We start from the raw sequence: 20304 nt of genomic DNA, 5'->3' as shown, positions 1-20304 counted from the left end.
GATATAAGTTTGGTTTAGCCTGCATATCTTCTTTCCGATTTTCTACTTATCTTCCTTACATTTACTTGATACGTATTATTTTTTGCAATGTAAAACACGTCACTTCTAGACCTTTCATGTTTATTTTTTGCTTTAATTATTCATCAGAATAATCCAACTCCGCTCAACTTTATCTCGTTTCTATAGTTAGCTTGATCACAGTAATCAATCAATTTTCTTTCAATTTATAATATTCAGAATATAAATGGGATCGATCCCATGGGAATGTTCCCATTTTTAAGTAATAAGCCGAACTAAGATCTGAAAGGAATAGACGATGAAACTTTTACCAATTGCTGCTGCGTTATCAACTGCGTTACTTACGCCGAATTTATTTGCAGGTGAAACTGCGCCTCTTGAGTTTAATGGCTACATGAGGGGCGGTGTAGGGCTAAGTAATGAAGGAGGTTCCAACAGCAAGTGGGAAGTAAATAAAGTAGGGCGTCTAGGAAATGAAAATGACCTTTACGGTGAGTTTGGGTTTAAGAAAGAATTGTATTCAGAAGATGATGTTTCGTTTCTTGTCGACTCTATGTTGTCTTACTGGCAGGGGCAAGATGACAATGCCGCAGATAAGAGCGTAGATGTTGTTCAACTTAACATTCAAGCGGTTGGTTTATTTGAAGATAAAGATGTCGCGATGTGGGCGGGTGAGCGTTATTACCAACGTCACGATGTGCATATCATTGATAACTACTACTGGGATGTCAGTGGTATTGGTGGTGGTGTCGAACACATAAAAATGGGACCAGGTAAATTATCGGTGGCTTTGATTCAAGATACGGTAACTGGCGATATTGACGACGGGAAAGAAACGACCGCTATGATCGCGGATGTTCGTTACGCAGGTATTAAGCTGTGGGATAAAGCGGATCTTGAACTCGGTGTTGATATGAACTTCGCTAATGAAAAGCAAGGTCAGTCGGTTGATGCAGATGACAGTGTTTTATTCACTGCGAGTTTAAATCAGGGTTTTTCTACCGGTTTTAATAAGACCATTGTTCAAGTGGCTAACTCTGGTTATGCGGAGCAAATGGCGACATTCGGAACCGGTAAAGGCATTGTTCGTGATGCTGGAAATAATAATGCAGAAGGGTTTCGTATTATTAACTGGGGTGTAGTGTCTATCGGTGACAATATCGAATTTGGACACACAGTTCGCTATGCCTCTGCGTCTGATGTTGGCAGTAACAACAGTGATGATGAATCTTTCAGCGCCGTTATTCGCCCTTTATACAAGTGGGATGAAAGAATGCGCACGGTTGTAGAGATCGGTGGCTTTGTTGAAAATATTAATAACAAAGATGGTGCAGGGAGCAAATTTACTCTTGCTCAAGCTTGGGTTCCTCAAGTTGGTTTTTGGTCTCGCCCTGAATTTCGAATCTTTGCAACGTACCTAAATGATTCAGAAAACGAAAACACATTTGGTGAAGGCAAAAGCAGTGAAGTTAGTGTAGGCATGCAAGTTGAGGCTTGGTGGTAAGCGATTCTGCTTAACTGCCGTTAGGGCTAAAGTGATTTACTTGTCTATATCTTTAAGCTGAGAATGCTTTAAATAACAAAGAGGCTGACAATAATGTCAGCCTCTTTAATTTAGTTGCTAGTTGCTAGTTGCTAGTTGCTAGAGATTAGTAATCCAATACCAATCTTAACGATTACCAGCCTTTAACTACGCCACCTTGGAAGATTTCTGAAGCTGCGTTGTACACTTCTTCAGTTTGGTATGCTTTAACGAAGTTTTGTACGTTTTCAGCATTTAGGTTGTCTTCACGAGCAACGATAAGGTTTACGTATGGAGACTCTTTGTCTTCAACGAAGATACCATCGCGTTGTGGTGTTAGGTTGATAGAACTTGCGTAAGTTGTGTTGATGATAGAAAGCGCTACATCGTCAAGTGAACGAGGAAGTTGTGCAGCATCAAGCTCAACAATAGTGATGTTCTTTGGGTTACCAACGATGTCACGAACTGTTGCTAGAAGACCTGCGCCGTCACGAAGTTCAATTAGACCTTGTTGCTCTAGAAGAAGTAGAGAACGACCAAGGTTTGTAGGATCGTTTGGTACTGCGATACGAGCATCATCTTGAATTTCAGATACTGATTTTACCTGTTTAGAGTAACCAGCGATTGGGTAAACAAAAGTGTTACCAGCGACAGCCAGTTTGTAACCACGGTCAGCCACTTGCTGATCTAGGTAAGGAACGTGTTGGAATGCGTTGATGTCGATAGAACCATCATCCAGAGCTGCGTTTGGTGTTACGTAATCAGTAAAAGTTACAAGCTCAACGTCAAGACCATATTGCTCTTTTGCTACTTTAGCTGCTACTTCAGCAACTTGAGCTTCAGCGCCAGCCATTACACCTACTTTTACTTTCGTAACATCAACTTCTTTCTCACCACAACCAGCAAGAACAAGTGCAGAGGCAGCAGCTGCGATAGTCAGTAAACCTTTAAGACTAAATTTCATAATAATTTCCTTTTAGTATATCTATTTAATTATTTGTTCCAGAGTGCACCTAAAAACTGTGAGCAAAATGCATTCTGTGATTAATTTTTATTTGTTTAAGTACGATTTGTGTAGCTATCTGTGGTCTACTCGGCGAACAATACTGTCACCAATAGATTGAATGATTTGAACTAACACAATCAGCATTACAACTGTGACTGCCATGATCGTTACGTCATATCGGTGGAAACCGTATCGAATTGCAACATCACCTAAACCACCTCCGCCTACCGTTCCTGCCATTGCAGAATAGCTGACTAGCGTAACTAAGGTGATAGTCACAGAGTTCACGATAGTAGGTAGAGCTTCAGGAAGCAGTACCTTGTTGATTATTTGAGTTGGAGTTGCCCCCATTGATTGAGCTGCTTCAACTAACCCTGTTGGGACTTCAAGTAATGCGCTTTCAATTAAACGAGCAACAAATGGAATAGCACCAATAGTTAAAGGTACGATAGCTGCCGTGGTGCCAATGAAAGTGCCGATTAGCATTTTCGTTAATGGGATAATAGCCACCATTAGTACTAAGAAAGGCACAGAACGACCTATGTTGACAATCGCACCGAGAATTTTGTTGAGCTTAGTATTCTCAAGTAGCCCACCTTTTTTCGTCGTATGTAGAATCACGCCAAGCGGAATACCCACAGCAAATCCAACAATACCTGCAACCGCTACCATGTAGAGCGTTTCCCAAGTAGCACCTAAAAGTAGGTTGCCATTAAGGCTAATCCAATCTGTAATTTCATTGACGTTAAAGGACATAACCTAGCACCTCTACTTTTACATTGTGTTCGCGTAAGAATTCAATTGCTGCATTATCGTTTTCTTCATTACCAAATAGCTCGGCGACCATCATGCCGAATTTAACACCACCGGCGTAATCAAGGTCAGAACTTAATATGCTTACATCGATATTAAATTTACGGGCAATTTGCGTCATTAAAGGAGCATCAACGGTTGCGCCAGTAAACTCAAGACGTACAAGAGGGTAGCTTCCTTCTACACGAGTTTGTTGTAAACGCGCTTGGTAGTCTTCAGGAATGGTTAAATCTAATGTTGAACGAATAAATTGGTGCGCTAATTCTGTTTTAGGGTGAGCAAAAATTTCACCTACCGTACCTTTCTCAACCAATTCACCACCACCAATGATAGCGACTTCATGACAGATGCTTTTTACAACATCCATTTCATGGGTAATAAGCAACATTGTAATGTCTAACTTACGGTTAATTTCACGTAGCAGTTCAAGAATAGATTGCGTAGTGGCAGGATCTAGAGCACTGGTCGCTTCATCACACAGCAGCACTTTAGGGTCAGAGGCAAGGGCGCGAGCAATCGCAACTCTTTGTTTTTGACCGCCACTCAAATTAGCAGGGTAAGTATCACGTTTGTCAGCAAGTCCAACCAAATTCAGTAATTCACTGACTTTAGCTTCAATCTTTTCTTTACTCGTACCTGAAAGCTCTAAAGGCAGTGCAATATTGTCAAACACTGTACGTGATGAAAGTAAATTAAAGTGCTGAAAGATCATTCCGATATTACGGCGAGCTTCGCTGAGTTCAGATTTACTCAGTTTTGTTAGGTCAACACCATCAACAATGACTTCGCCTGTTGTCGGTGCTTCTAACATATTCACACAGCGAATCAGCGTGCTTTTCCCTGCACCTGAAGAGCCGATCACCCCAAAGATTTGACCTTGAGGAATATGTAAGTTGATGTCTATTAAGGCTTTGATTTCTTTAGTGCCTTGATAGAAAGTCTTGTTTACTTGATTCACTGTAATCATAAAAAACCTGTGCAGGGAAAACAGAATAAAATGTTGATAATTAGTTCGATTTACAGACGATGCTATGGTGTTATGTGATCTAAGTCAATAGATATTTTTACGTCTAGACGTCTAAACGTAAATGCCAGAGTCGCCGTTCATTTAAATAGATAGTGATGAAGCAAATAAAGCGTGTAATAATTACTGATTATAGAGAGTCTATTGAGAACTGAATTTTGTCTAAACCTGCTGTTTTTTTAGATCGTGATGGTGTGATTAATGTTGATCACGGTTACGTACATGATGAACACGACTTTGAATATATCGATGGTGTATTTGAAGCCGCTAAAGCCTTTAAAGATATGGGCTATTTATTGGTTCTAGTGACAAACCAATCGGGTATTGCTCGTGGCATGTTCAGTGAAGACCGTTTTATTTCTTTGACCCAGTGGATGGATTGGAACTTTGAAGATAATGGTGTTGAACTTGATGGTATTTACTATTGCCCTCACCACGCAGAGCATGGGGTAGGTGAATACAAGCAAGATTGTGAATGCCGTAAGCCAAAGCCTGGCATGTTTATTTCAGCTCGTGATTTTCTTAAAATCGACATGGCTAATTCAGTGATGATCGGAGATAAAGCAGAAGACATGATGGCCGCTGAAGCTGCAGGTGTGGGGACTAAGGTGCTAGTGCGTACCGGTAAACCTGTTACTGAGAAAGGCGAAGCGCTTGCGAGTGTTGTACTCGACAGTATTGCAGATGTGCCGCACTATCTTAAAGGCTAAATCAGTTAATCGACTTAACGCTAATAATATCTTTTGGAGCATTAAATGAAGAAGACATGGTCTATTCCTGTGTTAATCATTGTTACGGCTTTAGTGGGCTGTAGCCAGTCTGCAGTAGTAAAAGATGATACTTCTGTCAGTCAGTTTATGACGTATCAGTGTGAATCGAATCGTTCTTTTGACGTGGCATTTAATACCCCTGAAAAAGCGGTGTTACGTTTACCTGAACATGAGTACCGTCTGACGCAAGTTGCCGCAGGATCTGGAACTAAATATATTCTGGATGATGGCACGGCGGAAATACTGAATAGCGTGATGCTTCATACTAAAGGTGACAATGCTCGCCTTGAATTGGGTCGAGTTATCTATAAAAACTGCCAGTTATCGAACTAATATGAACTGTGCGTTGTCTGTCAATGTACGGTTTTATTTTATGAGTTAAGCCAGATCACTCTCAATTATTTCATACTCTTTTTTCACTAAATATTAGACTTTTTATGCGCAAAAACCTCACCATTCTTGATATAGCAAAACTCTCCGGTGTTGGAAAATCAACCGTTTCGCGAGTTCTGACTAACGACCCAAAAGTAAAGCCAGCGACACGAGAGAAAGTTGAGAGAGTTATTGCTGATTCAGGGTATGTGCCTTCAAAGTCGGCTCAATCTATGCGTGGTGGAAGTCAAAAAGTCATTGGTGTCATTATTTCACGTTTGGATTCTCCTTCAGAGAATAAAGCTGTAAGCACCATGCTCAATAAGCTTTATGGTTCTGGGTATGACGTAGTGATCATGGAGAGCCAATTCGACCGTGATAAAACCAATGAACACCTCCAAGTTCTAAAGAGAAGGAATGTTGATGGTGTTATCGTATTTGGTTTCACTGAGTGTGATATTGCTGAGATAGAGTTATGGCAACATCGCGCAGTGGTGATTGCGTTGGATACTGAAAATGTCACTTCAATTAATTATGATAACCAAGGCGTTATTGATAATGCACTGGATCATCTTACCCAGAAAAATTTATCAAATATCGCCTTTATTGGTGTTGACCCAAGTGATAAATCAACGGGTGAGATGCGCTTAAAAGCTTATTTAGATTGGTGTGAGAGAACTCATTCATCACCAAACTATCAGACAGGGCAATTGCATCATGAGAGTGCTTACCAGCTGGTGGATCGTGTAATACAGCCTGAAACTCAAGCGATAGTATGTGCCAGCGATACACTTGCGCTAGGTGTAATCAAACGCCTGCAAGAATTACAACGTGAAGATATTGCGGTAACAGGGGTCGGTGGTAATGATCTCTTATCTTTCCTATTTCCAAACATCCATAGTATTGATCCTGGCTATCAAAGCGCAGGAGAATTGGCAGCTAACTTATTGATCTCCCAGCTTTCTGGTCATGAAGTGATCAGCCACCACACTCAAACTCCTGTTATCTAGTACCTCAAAAGTACCCCATTAATCTAAAAGTCATTTAAAATTAGAGTGTGATCTCTTTCAATTAATGGGATTGTTCCCATTTTAATTTTATCAATGTTTGGGCAGTATACTCACAAATGAATGGGAATGTTCCCATTTGCATTTTGGCAAGTCCGGATTGCATGATATCTGGATAAAAAGATGATCCAAAAACCAGGGTGGGGAAAGTATGAGTAAGATTGCGAAGCAAGACATCACGCGTCTTATCGAGCTAGTCGGTGGAAGTGATAATATTGCGAGTGTAAGTCACTGTTTAACACGATTACGCTTTGTATTAAATGATACTGAAAAAGCGAATAAAGCAGAGTTAGAAAAGCTAAAAATAGTGAAGGGCTGCTTTACGAATGCTGGTCAGTTTCAAGTTGTGATTGGTACAGAAGTTGACGACGTTTATAAGCTGCTCATTGAGCAAACGGGTAAGCAATCTGCCTCAAAAGATGAGTCAAAACTTGCCGCTCGTCAGAACATGAACTTTCTAGAGCGTGGTATTTCCCATTTAGCTGAAATTTTTGTACCTCTGCTCCCTGCCATTATTACTGGTGGTCTGATCCTTGGTTTCCGTAATGTGATTGGCGACATTCGCATGTTCGATGGAAAAACCTTAGTTGAAATCAGTCAGTTTTGGGCAACGGTTCATTCTTTCTTATGGCTAATCGGTGAAGCAATCTTCTTCTTCTTACCTGTTGGTGTTTGCTGGGCAACGGTGAAAAAGCTAGGAGGGACACCAATTTTAGGTATCACTTTGGGTGTTACTTTGGTTTCTCCCCAGTTAATGAATGCCTACATGATAGGTAAGTCAGTACCTGAAGTATGGGACTTTGGCTTCTTTGTTATTGAAAAGGTCGGTTACCAAGCGCAAGTTATCCCTGCAATGCTGGCTGGTGTGGCGTTGGCATTTATTGAAACGAACCTGAAGCGCATTGTCCCAGCTTACTTGTATCTGGTCGTTGTTCCATTTGTATCCATTATTCTATCGGTGATCTTGGCTCACGCTTTTATCGGACCATTTGGCCGTATTCTTGGCGATGGTGTTGCGTTTGCAGCTAAAGCGGCAATGACAGGCGACTTCGCGATTCTAGGTTCGGTGATTTTTGGCTTCTTATATGCACCTTTGGTTATCACTGGTATTCACCACACAACGAACGCTGTTGATCTGCAATTAATGCAAGAACTTGGCGGAACGCCAATCTGGCCATTAATCGCATTATCAAATATTGCACAAGCATCGGCTGTCGTTGGCATCATTATTTTAAGTAAGCGTGAAGGCGAAAGAGATATCTCAGTACCTGCGGCTATTTCTGCTTACTTAGGTGTTACAGAACCAGCAATGTACGGTATTAACTTGAAATATAAATTCCCAATGCTGAGCGCAATGATCGGTAGTGCAGCCGCTGCGGCAATTTGTGGCAGCGCAGGCGTGATGGCAAATGGCATCGGAGTGGGTGGTTTACCAGGCATCTTATCTATCCAGCCGCAGTATTGGTCTATTTACCTAATAGCAATGTTGGTTGCGATTGTTCTACCTGCCATGCTCACACTGTTTTTCTATAAGCGAGCACAGTCTAAAGGTGAACTTGAAATGGCAAGTGCTAGCTAATACCACGATATACATTTAAATCCAGTACCCACTAATGTTAGTGGGTGCTTACCTTTCTTGTCCCAAGTAGAGCCATGGTTGTAAGTTAAATGACCACGGTGTGACATGGAGATTAAGGTAGATATAGCGAGTACTTAATTTTGGAGTAGTAATGTTCGCTCCTCCACATTTTGTTTTGTAAGTTTTGAATTGGTAAGAGTAAGTAGAGATGACGATTAATAAGAAAGATAAGTTGTGGTGGAAAACAGCAACCATCTATCAAATTTACCCAAAAAGCTTTTGTGATAGTGGCGCTCAAGGTTCTGGTGATATTAAAGGCATTATCTCTAAGTTAGATTATTTGAAAACCTTAGGGGTAGACGCGATTTGGCTTACGCCAGTTTATGAATCACCAATGATCGATAACGGTTACGATATTTCCGACTATTATGCGATTAACCCAGAATTTGGGACCATGGCTGATTTTGATGAACTGCTCGCAGCTGCCCATCAACGCGGTATCCGAATCGTAATGGATATTGTGGTTAACCATACTTCTACAGCGCATGCTTGGTTTCAGTCTGCGCTCGGCGATAAAAACAGTCCATATCGCGATTACTATATTTGGAAAGATCCTATATACGGGCAAGCACCAACGAATTGGCAATCTAAATTTGGTGGCAATGCCTGGGAATTGGATGAAGCTACAGGTCAATACTACCTGCATTTATTTGCTAAAGAACAAGCGGATTTAAACTGGGAGAACCCTAAAGTTCGTGACGAAGTAAAAGGTGTGATCAGTTATTGGGCTGAAAAAGGCGTTGATGGTTTCCGTTTAGATGTGATCAACCTTATTTCTAAACAGCAAGACTTCCCTAATGATGAAATTGGAGATGGTCGCCGATTTTATACCGATGGTCCACGTGTGCATGAATACTTACAAGAAATTAGTGAAGCGGTATTTCAGGAATATGGCAGCGTTACCGTTGGTGAAATGTCGTCAACCACGCTTGAACACTGTCAACAATACTCAAAGGTAGATAACAGTGAATTATCTATGGTGTTTAACTTCCATCATTTAAAAGTGGATTACACCAATGGCGAGAAGTGGACAAATGCACCGTTCGACTTCTTACAATTAAAATCTATTTTCAACCATTGGCAGACAGGCTTGAATGGGAAAGGCTGGGGCGCTTTATTCTGGTGTAACCATGACCAACCTAGAATTGTTAGCCGGTTAGGCGATGATAAAAACTATCGCGTTGAGTCAGCTAAAATGCTTGCTGCATCAGTACATATGATGCAAGGCACACCTTATATTTATCAGGGTGAAGAGATTGGTATGACTAACCCTGGTTACACTGAAATTGAACAGTACCGAGATGTAGAAAGTACCAATATGTATCAACTAATGGTGGAAGAACAAGGTGTTTCCCATCAAGACATGATGAATATATTGGCTCAAAAGTCTCGTGATAACTCGCGTACACCGATGCAGTGGAATAGCGCAATGAATGCAGGGTTCTCTGAAGGAAAGCCTTGGTTAGATGTTGCTAAAAACTATGTGGATATCAATGCTGAAAAAGCACTGCAAGATGATGACTCGGTTTTTTACTTCTACAAGCGATTAATCGAGTTAAGAAAGGAAGTAGCCGTTATTACTGATGGTGATTACACTGATTTATTGCCAGAGCATGAAAGCGTCTTTGCTTACCAGCGTAAGACCGAGACACAGACCTTAGTATGCATTAATAACTACAATGGTGAAGCATGCGAAGTGAGTTTATCCAGCGAAATAGAATTAGCTAACGCCAAACTGTTACTTGGTAATTACCCGGAAGGTAATAATTATCAGGAAGGCAGTAATGACGATTCTTCATCTGCTATCTATTTGCGCCCGTATGAAACAAAGATTCTCTTGATAGAGTAATACTCGTCCCCCTATACGAGTAAAAGCTTTGAACCTGAAATGAAAATGGAAGGTTCAAAGCTTTTTTATTCTTATCTATTTTTGTTAGCCAGTTTCTTGGGGCTAACTTTTGATAGTGAGCGCTTAGGAAACAATCTTCTAGATAAAGTTACCTAGAAATTACGCCATTAAGATCCGTAATTCACGGAGTAGCGCGTCGGTTTATGATTCATAGCTAATACGACATTCAATGCGACGGTGCCGATGATTGAAACCATGATGATCCATGGTGAAACAAAAAAGAATGAAGCAAACAATATACAAGCGTCAATTGCCATTTGAGTCTTACCAACAGAGATGCCATACCGGTCTTGAATGAACAAACACAAAACGTTGAAGCCGCCTAAGCTTGAACGGTGTCTAAATAGGATCAACATTCCTAACCCCATTAGTAAGCCACCCGCAACTGCACAATAAATTTCATTAAACGTATCGAGTGATATCATCAAATAGAGGTTATCAGCGAAAACGGAAACCAAAGCACCAGATATTGCACTGTTGATCGCGAACCTACGCCCAAATCGTTTCCATGCTAAAAGATAGAAAGGGCTATTTGCGATAAAGTACAGGACACCAAATGTCACAGGCAGAAACTGGCTAAGTAAAAGAGCTAAACCTGTTGTACCACCAGTCAGTAGGTGAGCCGATTGTAGAAAGAAGACACCTTGGGCGACTAAGAAAGTCCCCGTTAAAATTGCCATCCAGTCTTCTTTTTTTGAGTGTTTTTCCATCAATTTCATAATTATCTAGCCAGTAAGGGCGAGCATAGTAGAGAAAAACTTATCATTTCGGTAGCTAGAGGCATAAAATTAAGGTAAATGTATGTAATCTGCGTTTTACAGGGTGTAAAGCGTAAAATTGACAGTAAGGTAAATTATCGATGCGACTCGTCGCACAAGTATGATGAGGCTTACATGTCATTATGAAAAAACTGCATGATAAAATTGCAATTAGCTCTTTATGACCTAGATCAAATTATGTAGAATGCGTCGCATTGAAACGGTGACGAAAACGTTTGCTTTCGGTCGTTATGTGGTTTTTTTGAAACTTTCAGTACAATCTGAGTCAGGAGATACAGATGCTTAAGCGTGACATGAACATTGCTGATTACGATGCGGATCTATTCGCAGCTATCCAAGAAGAGACTCTTCGTCAGGAAGAGCACATCGAACTTATCGCTTCAGAAAACTACACAAGCCCACGTGTAATGGAAGCTCAAGGTTCTCAGCTTACTAACAAGTACGCTGAAGGTTACCCTGGTAAGCGCTACTACGGTGGTTGTGAGTACGTAGATAAAGTTGAAACTTTAGCAATTGAACGTGCATGTGAACTATTTGGTGCAGAGTACGCGAACGTACAACCTCACTCAGGTTCTCAAGCAAACAATGCAGTGTACATGGCGCTTCTAAACGCTGGTGATACTGTTCTTGGTATGAGCCTTGCTCACGGTGGTCACCTGACTCACGGTTCTCCAGTAAACTTCTCTGGTAAGCTTTATAACATCATTCCTTACGGTATCGATGAAGCTGGTCAAATTGATTACGAAGAAATGGAAGCGTTAGCAGTAGAACATAAGCCTAAGATGATCATCGGTGGTTTCTCTGCTTACTCTCAAGTTTGTGATTGGGCGCGCATGCGTGAAATCGCTGATAAAGTAGGGGCTTACTTCTTCGTAGATATGGCTCACGTTGCGGGTCTTATCGCAGCTGGTGTTTACCCTAACCCAGTACCACATGCGCACGTTGTTACTACTACAACGCACAAAACGCTTGCTGGTCCTCGTGGTGGTCTTATCCTTTCTAACGAAGGTGAAGCTCTTTATAAGAAGCTAAACTCAGCGGTATTCCCTGGCGGTCAAGGTGGTCCTCTAATGCACGTTATCGCTGGTAAAGCAGTAGCGTTCAAAGAAGCTTTAGAGCCAGAATTCAAAGAATACCAAGCGCGCGTTGTTGCTAACGCAAAAGCAATGGTTGCTGAATTCCTAGCACGTGGCTACAACATTGTTTCTGGTTCTACAGAAAACCACCTGTTCCTTGTTGACCTAATCGACAAAGACATCACAGGTAAAGAAGCTGATGCAGCACTTGGTTCAGCTAACATCACAGTGAACAAGAACTCAGTACCAAACGATCCACGTAGCCCATTCGTTACTTCTGGTATCCGTGTTGGTTCTCCTTCTATTACTCGTCGTGGTTTCTCTGAAGCTGACGCGAAAGCTCTTGCTGGCTGGATGTGTGACATCCTAGATAACATGGGCGATGAGTCTGTTATCGAAGCAACTAAAGCAAAAGTACTAGAAATCTGTAAGCGTCTACCAGTTTACGCTTAATTTTTTGTAGTGATTTGAAAGGCTCCTTCTGGAGCCTTTTTTGTATCTGGAGTTTAGTCAATGTGGCGAGAATGCATGAGCCGTAATTTGATACAGTGGGGGATGATTAAGGAAGTTAAAGTTTTTATAAACAAAAAGACCAACACTAGGCTGGTCTTTTGGAATAATATCGGCTTCAAATCATTATCTGAATTGTTTTGCTTCTTCTATAAATTCAAAACCTGCAGAGGCAAGCTTTGCAATAAGTGCATCTTTGTCTATTTCGTAGAAATTCACTACGCGGTCTAAATCCCCTGCGAAATCGTCACGTAATTTCATGTTGACGATGCTCATGAGCATGACAGGATCCATCTTTTGATAGTTCGCTAGGTTCATGTTTAGTCCTCGAAATCTGAGATAAGAAGGTTTGCCGCAGCAAATGCCGCGCTATCGCGTGCTTCTTTCGGGAGAGATTCATCTGCAGCAATATCGTTAAGTGTTTTCACTGCACAAGTGATCGCTTTAGGAATGTAGCCTTGATCACCACTGCCAATCTGAGAATACAGCTCACGAACTAAATCACAACAATCGTATACTTTCATCTTTATACCTAACCAAATGATAACTTCTCTCAATATACACATAGAGAAAAGCAAAAACAAAGCTGTTCTGATTAAGATCAGAATTAGTTTGTTCTTGCTCAATGTCTCACTTTTTAGAGCGTTAGATTAACCAGATATCTGCTGTTGAAGTTGATCTGTAACTTCACTGGAAAGCTGTAATTGTTTGGCTAGTTCTTTGAGGTAGGCTTTTTCCATAAAGTTTTGCTCATCAGCAACAATCAGTGAGGCTAAGTAGATTTCGCTGGCTTGCTGAGGTGAGGTGGCTAGCTGAGCTATCTCGCTTGGGTCTAGTGGCTTATGAAGTTCTTCCGAGACTAGACGAGTCAGTTGGTAATCGGCTCCCATACTTTCGACAGCTTGTTCTATTTTTGCCATCTCTTCTTCATCAACATGACCATCAGCTTTTGAAGCAGCGATCATAGAGCGTAAAATCAACACGCTATGGTTAGCATCATTTTCATCAAATTGAGCTTGCTGAGGTTCGACAGGTTGACCTTGTTTTGATTGATGGTCGTTATATACCTTGTAAGCAAGAGCGCCTAAAGCCGCAACACTGCCTACACCTATGGCTTTCTTACCCATCTTTTTGGTTTTCTTGGAGCCCATAAGCATTCCTAAGACACCACCACCTACAGCTCCTGCACCTAATGCGCTTAAGGTACTAGTATTACTCGATTTACTAGAAAGAGAGCTACTATTTGAGAGAGAACTACTACTGAAATTAGAGGAACCTTGAGATAACTTCTGTGCTCCTTGTTTGATGAGATCAGATTCGAGAGCTTGATTCAGTAGACTTTTGATATCCATTGATATCCTCCAACGGTAATTTTTCTAAATGATAGATGAGACCCAAATTATTATGATCAATATACGTATTTAAAGATGAACAGGGGATTAACTTACGTTATTTACTTTGGCTTATGTTAGAGGAATACATAATTTGGGAAAGAGTCGATATAAAAGGGTGAGTTTAAAAGGAAAGCATAAAAAAGGCTGCCAATGGCAGCCTTTTGAATCAAATATTTTATTACTTAATGTGTAAGCAAGTGCTTAAAATTAAGCAAGTTGAGCTTTAAGGTGTTCGATAACAGTGTCCATTGCGATAGCTTCTTTATCACCTGAACGACGGTTTTTGTATTCGAAGTTACCTTCGTCCATGCTGCGGTCACCGATAACGATAGTGTGAGGAATACCCACTAGTTCGATATCTTTAAACATTACACCTGGACGCTCTTTACGGTCATCAAATAGAACTTCAATGCCTAGGTCGGTTAATTCAGCGTATAGCTTTTCAGCAGCTTCTTTAACGCGTTCAGACTTGTGCATGTTCATAGGAACGATAGCCACTTGGAAAGGAGCTAGCGCTTCTGGCCAAATGATGCCGAATTTATCGTGGTTTTGCTCGATAGCTGATGCAACTACACGAGAAACACCGATACCGTAACAGCCCATTTCTAGCGTAGTCGCCTTACCGTCAGGGCCAAGAACGTTACAGTTCATCGCTTTAGAGTAAGTGTTACCTAGCTGGAAGATGTGACCAACTTCGATACCGCGTTTAAGTTGGATAGTACCTTGACCACATGGGCTAAGATCGCCTTCAACAACGTTACGTAGGTCTTCAACTTGAGCAAGCTCAACATCACGACCCCAGTTGATACCGAAGTAGTGCTTACCGTCTACGTTTGCGCCAGCGCCGAAGTCGCTCATTACAGCAACAGAGCGGTCAACGATGAATGGCAGCTCTAGACCAACAGGACCTAGTGAACCTGGACCTGCACCAACAAGTGCACGGATTGCAGCTTCATCAGCCATTTCTAATGGAGAAGCAATCTGTGGAAGGTTTTCTGCTTTCACTTCGTTAAGTTCGTGATCACCACGGATGATAAGTGCGATGATGTCTGCTTCAACATCGTCAGATGCTTTAACGAATAGAGTCTTAACAGTCTTCTCGATTGCTAGACCGTGTTGTTCTACAAGTTCTGCGATTGTTTTTGCGTTTGGCGTATCAACCAGTTCCATCTCTTGAGCTGGCGCTGCCGCTTCAGTTGTTGGAGCTAGTGCTTCTGCTTTCTCGATGTTCGCTGCGTAATCAGACTCAGAAGAGAATGCGATTAGATCTTCGCCGCTTTCAGCAAGAACGTGGAATTCTTGAGAGCCGCTACCGCCGATTGCACCAGAGTCTGCCAATACTGGACGGTACTCAAGACCCATGCGGTCAAATGCTTTACAGTAAGCATCATGCATCGCTTGGTAAGACTTTTCTAAGCCTTCTTTATCGATATCAAAGCTGTATGCATCCATCATCGAGAATTCACGTGCACGCATTACGCCAAAACGAGGTCGGCGCTCATCACGGAATTTAGTCTGAATTTGGTAAAGGTTCAGAGGTAACTGCTTGTAAGAGCTGATCTCGTTACGTACTAGGCTCGTCACAACTTCTTCTGCTGTTGGGCTAAGAACGAATGGACGAGAGTGACGGTCTGTGAAACGAAGTAGCTCAGGACCCATCTTTTCAGAACGGCCAGTCTCTTCCCAAAGCTCAAACGGTTGAACTACGGGCATCAAGATTTCAACGGCACCTGCATTATCGATCTCTTGGCGAACGATATTTTCGACTTTACGCAGAACACGTAGACCGGTAGGTAGCCAAGTATATAAACCTGAAGCTAGCTTACGGATCATACCTGCACGTAGCATCAGCTGGTGGCTGATAACTTCTGCGTCGTTTGGAGTCTCTTTCACAGTAGAAAGAAGATAGTTACTGGTACGCATTTTATGGTATCCGTTTCATCATTGATAAAAGAAAATTTACTGTAGCCCTTTGCCACAATAAATCTGATTTAGCCGCATATAATATCAGCCTATTTCGAATCTCAAAAGCGCTCAATGTCAGTAACATTGATGAAAAACGCCTCAACAACGAATTTCACGTTAAGATCGAACAAATTTACTGCATATTCTTTATTGTCGGGCTTTCCCTTCTTATAAGCAGGGCGTGGATCTTGAGCCAACACTTCTTTTATTACCTGCATAATATGGTGGGCGTTTGGGTGAGATTGCAGCTTATTAAGTGCGTATTCTGAAAAGTTGACATCTAAAGTCACTGGCTCATCAGCAGCAAATCCGCCTTGTGCATTTGGGATAGAGTCCGAGTAGGGGATATAAGGTTTTATATCGATGATCGGCGTACCATCGACAAGATCTACACTTCCTAGCTCAAGCCACGTTTGGCTTCCTTTCTGCGTTATGCCTTTTAATTCAACTGCCGACATGCCAATGGCGTTAGGTCTAAAAGTTGCTCGTGATGCAAATACGCCTACTCGTTCATTTCCGCCCAATCTTGGCGGTCGAACAGTAGGCTTCCAACCAGCTGCAATATTTTTATCAAACAAAAAGAGCAGCCAAAGGTGGCTGAATTGTTCGATACCCCGAACTGCCTCTGGTGAATTGCTGTCTCCGATTAGTTCAACTCTTGAATATGCACTAGGCGTTAATCTAGGCTGTCTAGGAACTGCAAATTTCTCTTTAAATGGGCTCTGAATATAGCCAATAGGTTCAATTGAATGCATCGGAAAGGCGCTGTTTTACGAGAAAGAATGCAAAGGTAGCACATTTTATCCCTTTACTTTTAATTGATAATAGTTATCATTTGGTATGTTATAACATTTCAAGTTAAGCGTAGAGGAAATTATGAAAGAAGGAATTCACCCAGACTACCGCCCTGTTGTATTTCATGACACGAGTGTAGATGAATATTTTGTTGTTGGTTCAACACTTAAAACAGATAGAACTATCGAATGGAAAGATGGAAAAACTTACCCTTATTGCACCTTGGATGTGTCTTCTGAATCTCACCCTTTTTACACAGGTAAACAACGAGTTGTGAGCCAAGAAGGACGAATCGCTAACTTTAAACGTAGATTTGGAAAGATCGTTAAATAAGGACATAACCATGAAAGTACTAAGTTCACTAAAAAGCGCTAAAAATCGACACCCTGATTGCCAAATCGTAAAGAGAAAAGGGCGTCTTTATGTGATTTGCAAAACTAACCCGAGGTTTAAAGCGGTTCAAAAATGACCGTCAATATGATGTGACTCGTGTGTAAAAAAGAGGGGAAAGTCAAACTTCATTTATTTGCCTGTTTTTCTTTTCCTTCGAGAGAAGCTTTATCAAATGTAGAATGCATATTTAACGTACGATGTGTCTTATTGTTTAAAGGAATCAATGGGTTATATTTTTAGTTATACCTCTGATGAATGGATTGTTGTGAACTATAAATCTTAATTTTGTATTTAATTTAGATTTATTTGCTAATTAATTGTTTAAATTTAGTTAAGAACACCTGCCTGTTACACATTTTGTAACATTTTGAGTTTCTAATTGATAATATTGTCGCGTACCCTTCGCTGGCAATTTGAACATTTTTGTCACAATTGCACAGGAATCACTACAAGGAGGGAACTGATGAGTTCATCAGCTTCAATAAAAAACAATTCGCCAAAGAAACCTATTTTTACCCGCTTTCTCGATGGCGTTGAATATTTGGGGAACCTTTTACCCCACCCAATCACTCTTTTCGCAATCTTCTGTGTCGCAATCCTAGTTTCTTCAGGAATTGCTGGTTACTTCGAAGTGTCTGTAATGGACCCTCGCCCAGAAGGTGCTAGCGGTCGTGCTGCTGATGGCATGATCCACGTTGTAAGCTTACTTAATGCTGAAGGCTTACAGCTAATCGTAACTAACCTCGTTAAAAACTTTGTCGGCTTTGCGCCACTAGGTACTGTACTTGTTGCAATGCTAGGTGTTGCGATTGCTGAACACTCAGGTCTACTTTCAGCAGCAATGCGCGGAATGGTAATGGGCGCATCTCATCGCATGGTTACTGTAACTGTGGTATTTGCTGGTATTATCTCGAACACCGCTTCGGAGCTTGGCTACGTAGTACTTATCCCTCTTGCAGCAATGCTTTTCCACTCTTTGGGTCGCCATCCATTAGCTGGTCTAGCGGCAGCATTTGCTGGCGTATCTGGTGGTTATTCTGCAAACCTACTCATCGGTACGGTTGATCCACTGCTTTCTGGTATTACAGAAACTGCAGCACAGATGCTTGATCCTACTTACTCTGTTGGTCCTGAATCAAACTGGTACTTCATGTTTATTTCAACCTTCTTTATCTCGATTGCCGGTGCGTTGGTAACAGAGAAGATTGTTGAACCAAAACTTGGTAAGTACAACGATGAAGACGCGTCTGAAGATCTTTCAAATGACTCAATGGGTAAGCTTACTGCTATTGAGAAGAAAGGCCTTAAGCTTGCAGGTATTGCTGTTCTAATCGTAAGTGCGATGCTTGCTTGGACAATCGTTCCTGCTGACGGTGTTTTACGTTCAGAAGCAGGTACTATTTCTGGTTCTCCATTCCTGAAAAGTATCGTAGCGTTTATCTTTGTATTCTTTGCTATTCCTGGTTTTGTTTACGGCAAAGTAACCGGTTCAATGAAGAGTGACCGTGATGTGATTAATGCAATGGCAACGTCTATGTCTTCAATGGGCATGTACATTGTACTGGTATTCTTCGCTGCTCAATTTGTTGCTTTCTTTAAGTGGACAAACTTCGGTCAAGTGGTTGCTGTAGGTGGCGCAACATTCCTTCAGGATATCGGTCTAACAGGTCCAATGTTGTTCTTCGCATTCATCCTAATGTGTGGCTTCATCAACCTGATGATCGGTTCAGCTTCTGCACAGTGGGCAGTAACAGCGCCTATCTTCGTTCCAATGCTAATGCTAGTTGGTTACGCACCAGAAACGATTCAAGCGGCTTACCGTATCGGTGATTCAACAACGAATATCATTACTCCGATGATGAGCTACTTCGGTCTTATCCTAGCGGTAGCAACTCGCTACATGAAGAACCTAGGCATTGGTACTCTAATTGCGACCATGTTGCCTTACTCTATGGTGTTCATGTTCGGCTGGAGTATTCTATTCTACTTATGGGTATTCGTATTTGGTCTACCTGTAGGTCCGGGCGCTGCAACGTTCTACACGCCTTAATCAATTTTATTAGAGCTACACGCTTACTTTATCCTAGCTTCATGCTTATATAGCTTTATGCCTATATAACTAAGCTCTAAAATTGATATAGTAAAAAACCTGCACTTGATGCAGGTTTTTTTGTTTTAACAGCCTAAAAACGATGAAATTGAAATTTAGCGTTTTTGGATTTTTATCAGCAGAGTCTTTCCAAAATTACGGATTAACGTTTAGCTAAAATTTTATCTAAGTGGTTAGCAAATTCGCGTCGGTCAGTTTGAGATAATGAACTTGGCCCGCCCGTTTGAATTCCGCTCGAACGCATCGTGTCCATAAAGTCTCGAATGTTGAGGCGAGCTTTGATCGTTTCTTTAGTGTAAAGCTCTCCTCGAGAACTGAGCGCTTGACCTCCCTTAGTAATGATTTCATCAGCTAAAGGGATATCTGAAGTAATCACAAGATCACCCGGTTCAGTTCGTTTAACGATTTCATCATCAGCAATGTCAAAACCACTTGGCACTTGAATGGAATGTATATTGTTGCGTTTAGGAACTGGAACTAGGTGGTTTGCAACAAAAGTGCATTCAACACCAGTACGTTCGGCGGCACGAACGATGGTTTCTCTAATTACTTTTGGACAGGCATCCGCATCAACCCATATTTTCATGATTCGTTCTCTTTTTCATTTTAGAGGTGCACTTATTCAAATTTTGATTACGATATTTGAAAGCTTCTTTCTTATTTATCTGACAACTGAGTTTCTAGAGCAGTAATTCGCGCGGTTAAATCGAGCACTTGCTGTTCAAGTAGAGTAACTCTATCGATCTCCGGCTGCTCAGAAGCTGCAACTTCAATCTTGGGAATTCGGTTCGCACTTTTCCAGCTTTTAATAGTTGTGATAAGTGCAGGCATTGGAATTGAAGTACTCATTCTCGCTTTAACAAGCGCGACAGTTGGCTCTTTTCCTTGCGCTTGCAGCCCTTCAAGTACGGCTCTTAATTCTTCTGAAACATCTTTAGTCAGCATGATAATGACCTCTATTTTCGGTGATACCGCATAATACTTGTTCTAATGGTTTTTAGCGAATATCAAAAACGCCCAAGGCTTGTGCGAGATCTCTTACAAAGGGTGTGAGAGAAAGTAAGTTTAGATATGGTATAAATATACTGTAAATTATCAAGTTGTTGATTGTTAACTGTAATATATATCTAACAACTATTGTG

21 protein-coding genes are annotated in these 20304 nt (G+C 41.3%); 10 read left to right on the top strand and 11 right to left on the bottom strand.

All coding sequences use genetic code 11. The features are described from left to right. Window positions 1–316 precede the first annotated feature (316 nt). Window positions 317–1522, top strand: a complete 1206-nt coding sequence (lamB, locus tag F0226_RS12875) for a maltoporin LamB (RefSeq protein ID WP_171736022.1) — start codon at window positions 317–319, stop codon at window positions 1520–1522. Between the two features lie 172 nt (window positions 1523–1694). On the opposite strand, the gene F0226_RS12870 is transcribed toward lamB, so the two are convergent. The 3 genes from F0226_RS12870 to metN form a co-directional block, all read right to left on the bottom strand. Then, on the bottom strand, window positions 1695–2504 hold the full coding sequence (locus F0226_RS12870; protein ID WP_171736021.1) for a MetQ/NlpA family lipoprotein: 810 nt from the start codon (window positions 2502–2504) through the stop codon (window positions 1695–1697). A gap of 114 nt (window positions 2505–2618) precedes the next feature. After that, the gene (locus F0226_RS12865; RefSeq protein WP_171736020.1) at window positions 2619–3302 is read right to left on the bottom strand and encodes a methionine ABC transporter permease; all 684 of its coding nucleotides are present in this window, start codon (window positions 3300–3302) and stop codon (window positions 2619–2621) included. Beyond that, entirely contained in the window at window positions 3292–4326 is a 1035-nt protein-coding gene (metN, locus tag F0226_RS12860; protein WP_171736019.1) for a methionine ABC transporter ATP-binding protein MetN, read from the bottom strand. Before metN ends, F0226_RS12865 begins: the two co-directional genes overlap by 11 nt. A gap of 215 nt (window positions 4327–4541) precedes the next feature. Here metN and gmhB point away from each other — a divergent pair, with 215 nt between their 5' ends. The 5 genes from gmhB (at window position 4542) to treC (ending at window position 10080) form a co-directional block, all read left to right on the top strand. Then, window positions 4542–5093, top strand: a complete 552-nt coding sequence (gene gmhB, locus F0226_RS12855) for a D-glycero-beta-D-manno-heptose 1,7-bisphosphate 7-phosphatase (RefSeq protein WP_171736018.1) — start codon at window positions 4542–4544, stop codon at window positions 5091–5093. A 45-nt stretch (window positions 5094–5138) separates the two neighbouring features. Continuing rightward, window positions 5139–5486: an MliC family protein gene (locus F0226_RS12850; RefSeq protein WP_171736017.1), complete on the top strand. Its 348-nt coding sequence runs from the start codon at window positions 5139–5141 to the stop codon at window positions 5484–5486. A gap of 104 nt (window positions 5487–5590) precedes the next feature. After that, a complete protein-coding gene (gene treR / locus F0226_RS12845; RefSeq protein ID WP_171736016.1) occupies window positions 5591–6535 on the top strand; it encodes a trehalose operon repressor TreR in 945 nt (314 codons plus the stop codon). A gap of 208 nt (window positions 6536–6743) precedes the next feature. Continuing rightward, entirely contained in the window at window positions 6744–8171 is a 1428-nt protein-coding gene (gene treB / locus F0226_RS12840; protein ID WP_171736015.1) for a PTS trehalose transporter subunit IIBC, read from the top strand. 208 nt (window positions 8172–8379) lie between these two features. Continuing rightward, entirely contained in the window at window positions 8380–10080 is a 1701-nt protein-coding gene (gene treC, locus F0226_RS12835; protein ID WP_171736014.1) for an alpha,alpha-phosphotrehalase, read from the top strand. A 167-nt stretch (window positions 10081–10247) separates the two neighbouring features. On the opposite strand, the gene F0226_RS12830 is transcribed toward treC, so the two are convergent. Further along, a complete protein-coding gene (locus F0226_RS12830) occupies window positions 10248–10850 on the bottom strand; it encodes a YitT family protein (protein WP_171736013.1) in 603 nt (200 codons plus the stop codon). A 347-nt stretch (window positions 10851–11197) separates the two neighbouring features. Between F0226_RS12830 and glyA the strand changes: the two genes are divergently transcribed. Beyond that, window positions 11198–12448 carry a serine hydroxymethyltransferase gene (gene glyA, locus F0226_RS12825; RefSeq protein WP_171736012.1) on the top strand — a complete coding sequence of 417 codons (1251 nt, stop codon included), beginning with the start codon at window positions 11198–11200 and terminating at the stop codon, window positions 12446–12448. A gap of 183 nt (window positions 12449–12631) precedes the next feature. Here glyA and F0226_RS12820 read toward each other — a convergent pair whose 3' ends face one another. From F0226_RS12820 to tsaA, 5 genes are all read right to left on the bottom strand, one after another. Next, the gene (locus F0226_RS12820; protein ID WP_137373539.1) at window positions 12632–12823 is read right to left on the bottom strand and encodes a DUF4250 domain-containing protein; all 192 of its coding nucleotides are present in this window, start codon (window positions 12821–12823) and stop codon (window positions 12632–12634) included. Between the two features lie 2 nt (window positions 12824–12825). Then, on the bottom strand, window positions 12826–13029 hold the full coding sequence (locus F0226_RS12815; protein ID WP_171736011.1) for a YaeP family protein: 204 nt from the start codon (window positions 13027–13029) through the stop codon (window positions 12826–12828). Between the two features lie 126 nt (window positions 13030–13155). Next, window positions 13156–13857, bottom strand: a complete 702-nt coding sequence (locus tag F0226_RS12810) for a tellurite resistance TerB family protein (protein WP_171736010.1) — start codon at window positions 13855–13857, stop codon at window positions 13156–13158. A 249-nt stretch (window positions 13858–14106) separates the two neighbouring features. Further along, window positions 14107–15822, bottom strand: a complete 1716-nt coding sequence (locus F0226_RS12805; RefSeq protein WP_171736009.1) for a proline--tRNA ligase — start codon at window positions 15820–15822, stop codon at window positions 14107–14109. 101 nt (window positions 15823–15923) lie between these two features. Next, complete coding sequence (gene tsaA, locus F0226_RS12800) at window positions 15924–16619, bottom strand: tRNA (N6-threonylcarbamoyladenosine(37)-N6)-methyltransferase TrmO (RefSeq protein ID WP_171736008.1); 696 nt, start codon at window positions 16617–16619, stop codon at window positions 15924–15926. A gap of 121 nt (window positions 16620–16740) precedes the next feature. Between tsaA and F0226_RS12795 the strand changes: the two genes are divergently transcribed. From F0226_RS12795 to F0226_RS12785, 3 genes are all read left to right on the top strand, one after another. Further along, window positions 16741–16992 (top strand): type B 50S ribosomal protein L31, encoded by a 252-nt coding sequence (locus tag F0226_RS12795; protein ID WP_137373544.1) that lies wholly within the window; start codon window positions 16741–16743, stop codon window positions 16990–16992. 10 nt (window positions 16993–17002) lie between these two features. Continuing rightward, window positions 17003–17128 (top strand): type B 50S ribosomal protein L36, encoded by a 126-nt coding sequence (gene ykgO / locus F0226_RS12790; protein ID WP_137373545.1) that lies wholly within the window; start codon window positions 17003–17005, stop codon window positions 17126–17128. A 387-nt stretch (window positions 17129–17515) separates the two neighbouring features. Beyond that, the gene (locus tag F0226_RS12785) at window positions 17516–19102 is read left to right on the top strand and encodes an AbgT family transporter (protein WP_171736007.1); all 1587 of its coding nucleotides are present in this window, start codon (window positions 17516–17518) and stop codon (window positions 19100–19102) included. A 202-nt stretch (window positions 19103–19304) separates the two neighbouring features. Here F0226_RS12785 and F0226_RS12780 read toward each other — a convergent pair whose 3' ends face one another. Together F0226_RS12780 and F0226_RS12775 are read right to left on the bottom strand one after the other, a co-directional pair. Then, on the bottom strand, window positions 19305–19748 hold the full coding sequence (locus F0226_RS12780) for a YaiI/YqxD family protein (protein WP_171736006.1): 444 nt from the start codon (window positions 19746–19748) through the stop codon (window positions 19305–19307). A gap of 71 nt (window positions 19749–19819) precedes the next feature. Beyond that, window positions 19820–20107, bottom strand: coding sequence for a hypothetical protein (locus F0226_RS12775; protein WP_171736005.1), 288 nt, complete (start codon window positions 20105–20107; stop codon window positions 19820–19822). Between the last annotated feature and the right edge of the window lie 197 nt (window positions 20108–20304).

The organism is Vibrio sp. 99-70-13A1, from assembly GCF_013114625.1.
Classification (GTDB): Bacteria; Pseudomonadota; Gammaproteobacteria; order Enterobacterales; family Vibrionaceae; genus Vibrio.
The sequence above is the reverse complement of the archived record's forward strand: the minus strand, read 5'-3'. Positions and strand labels throughout refer to the sequence as shown.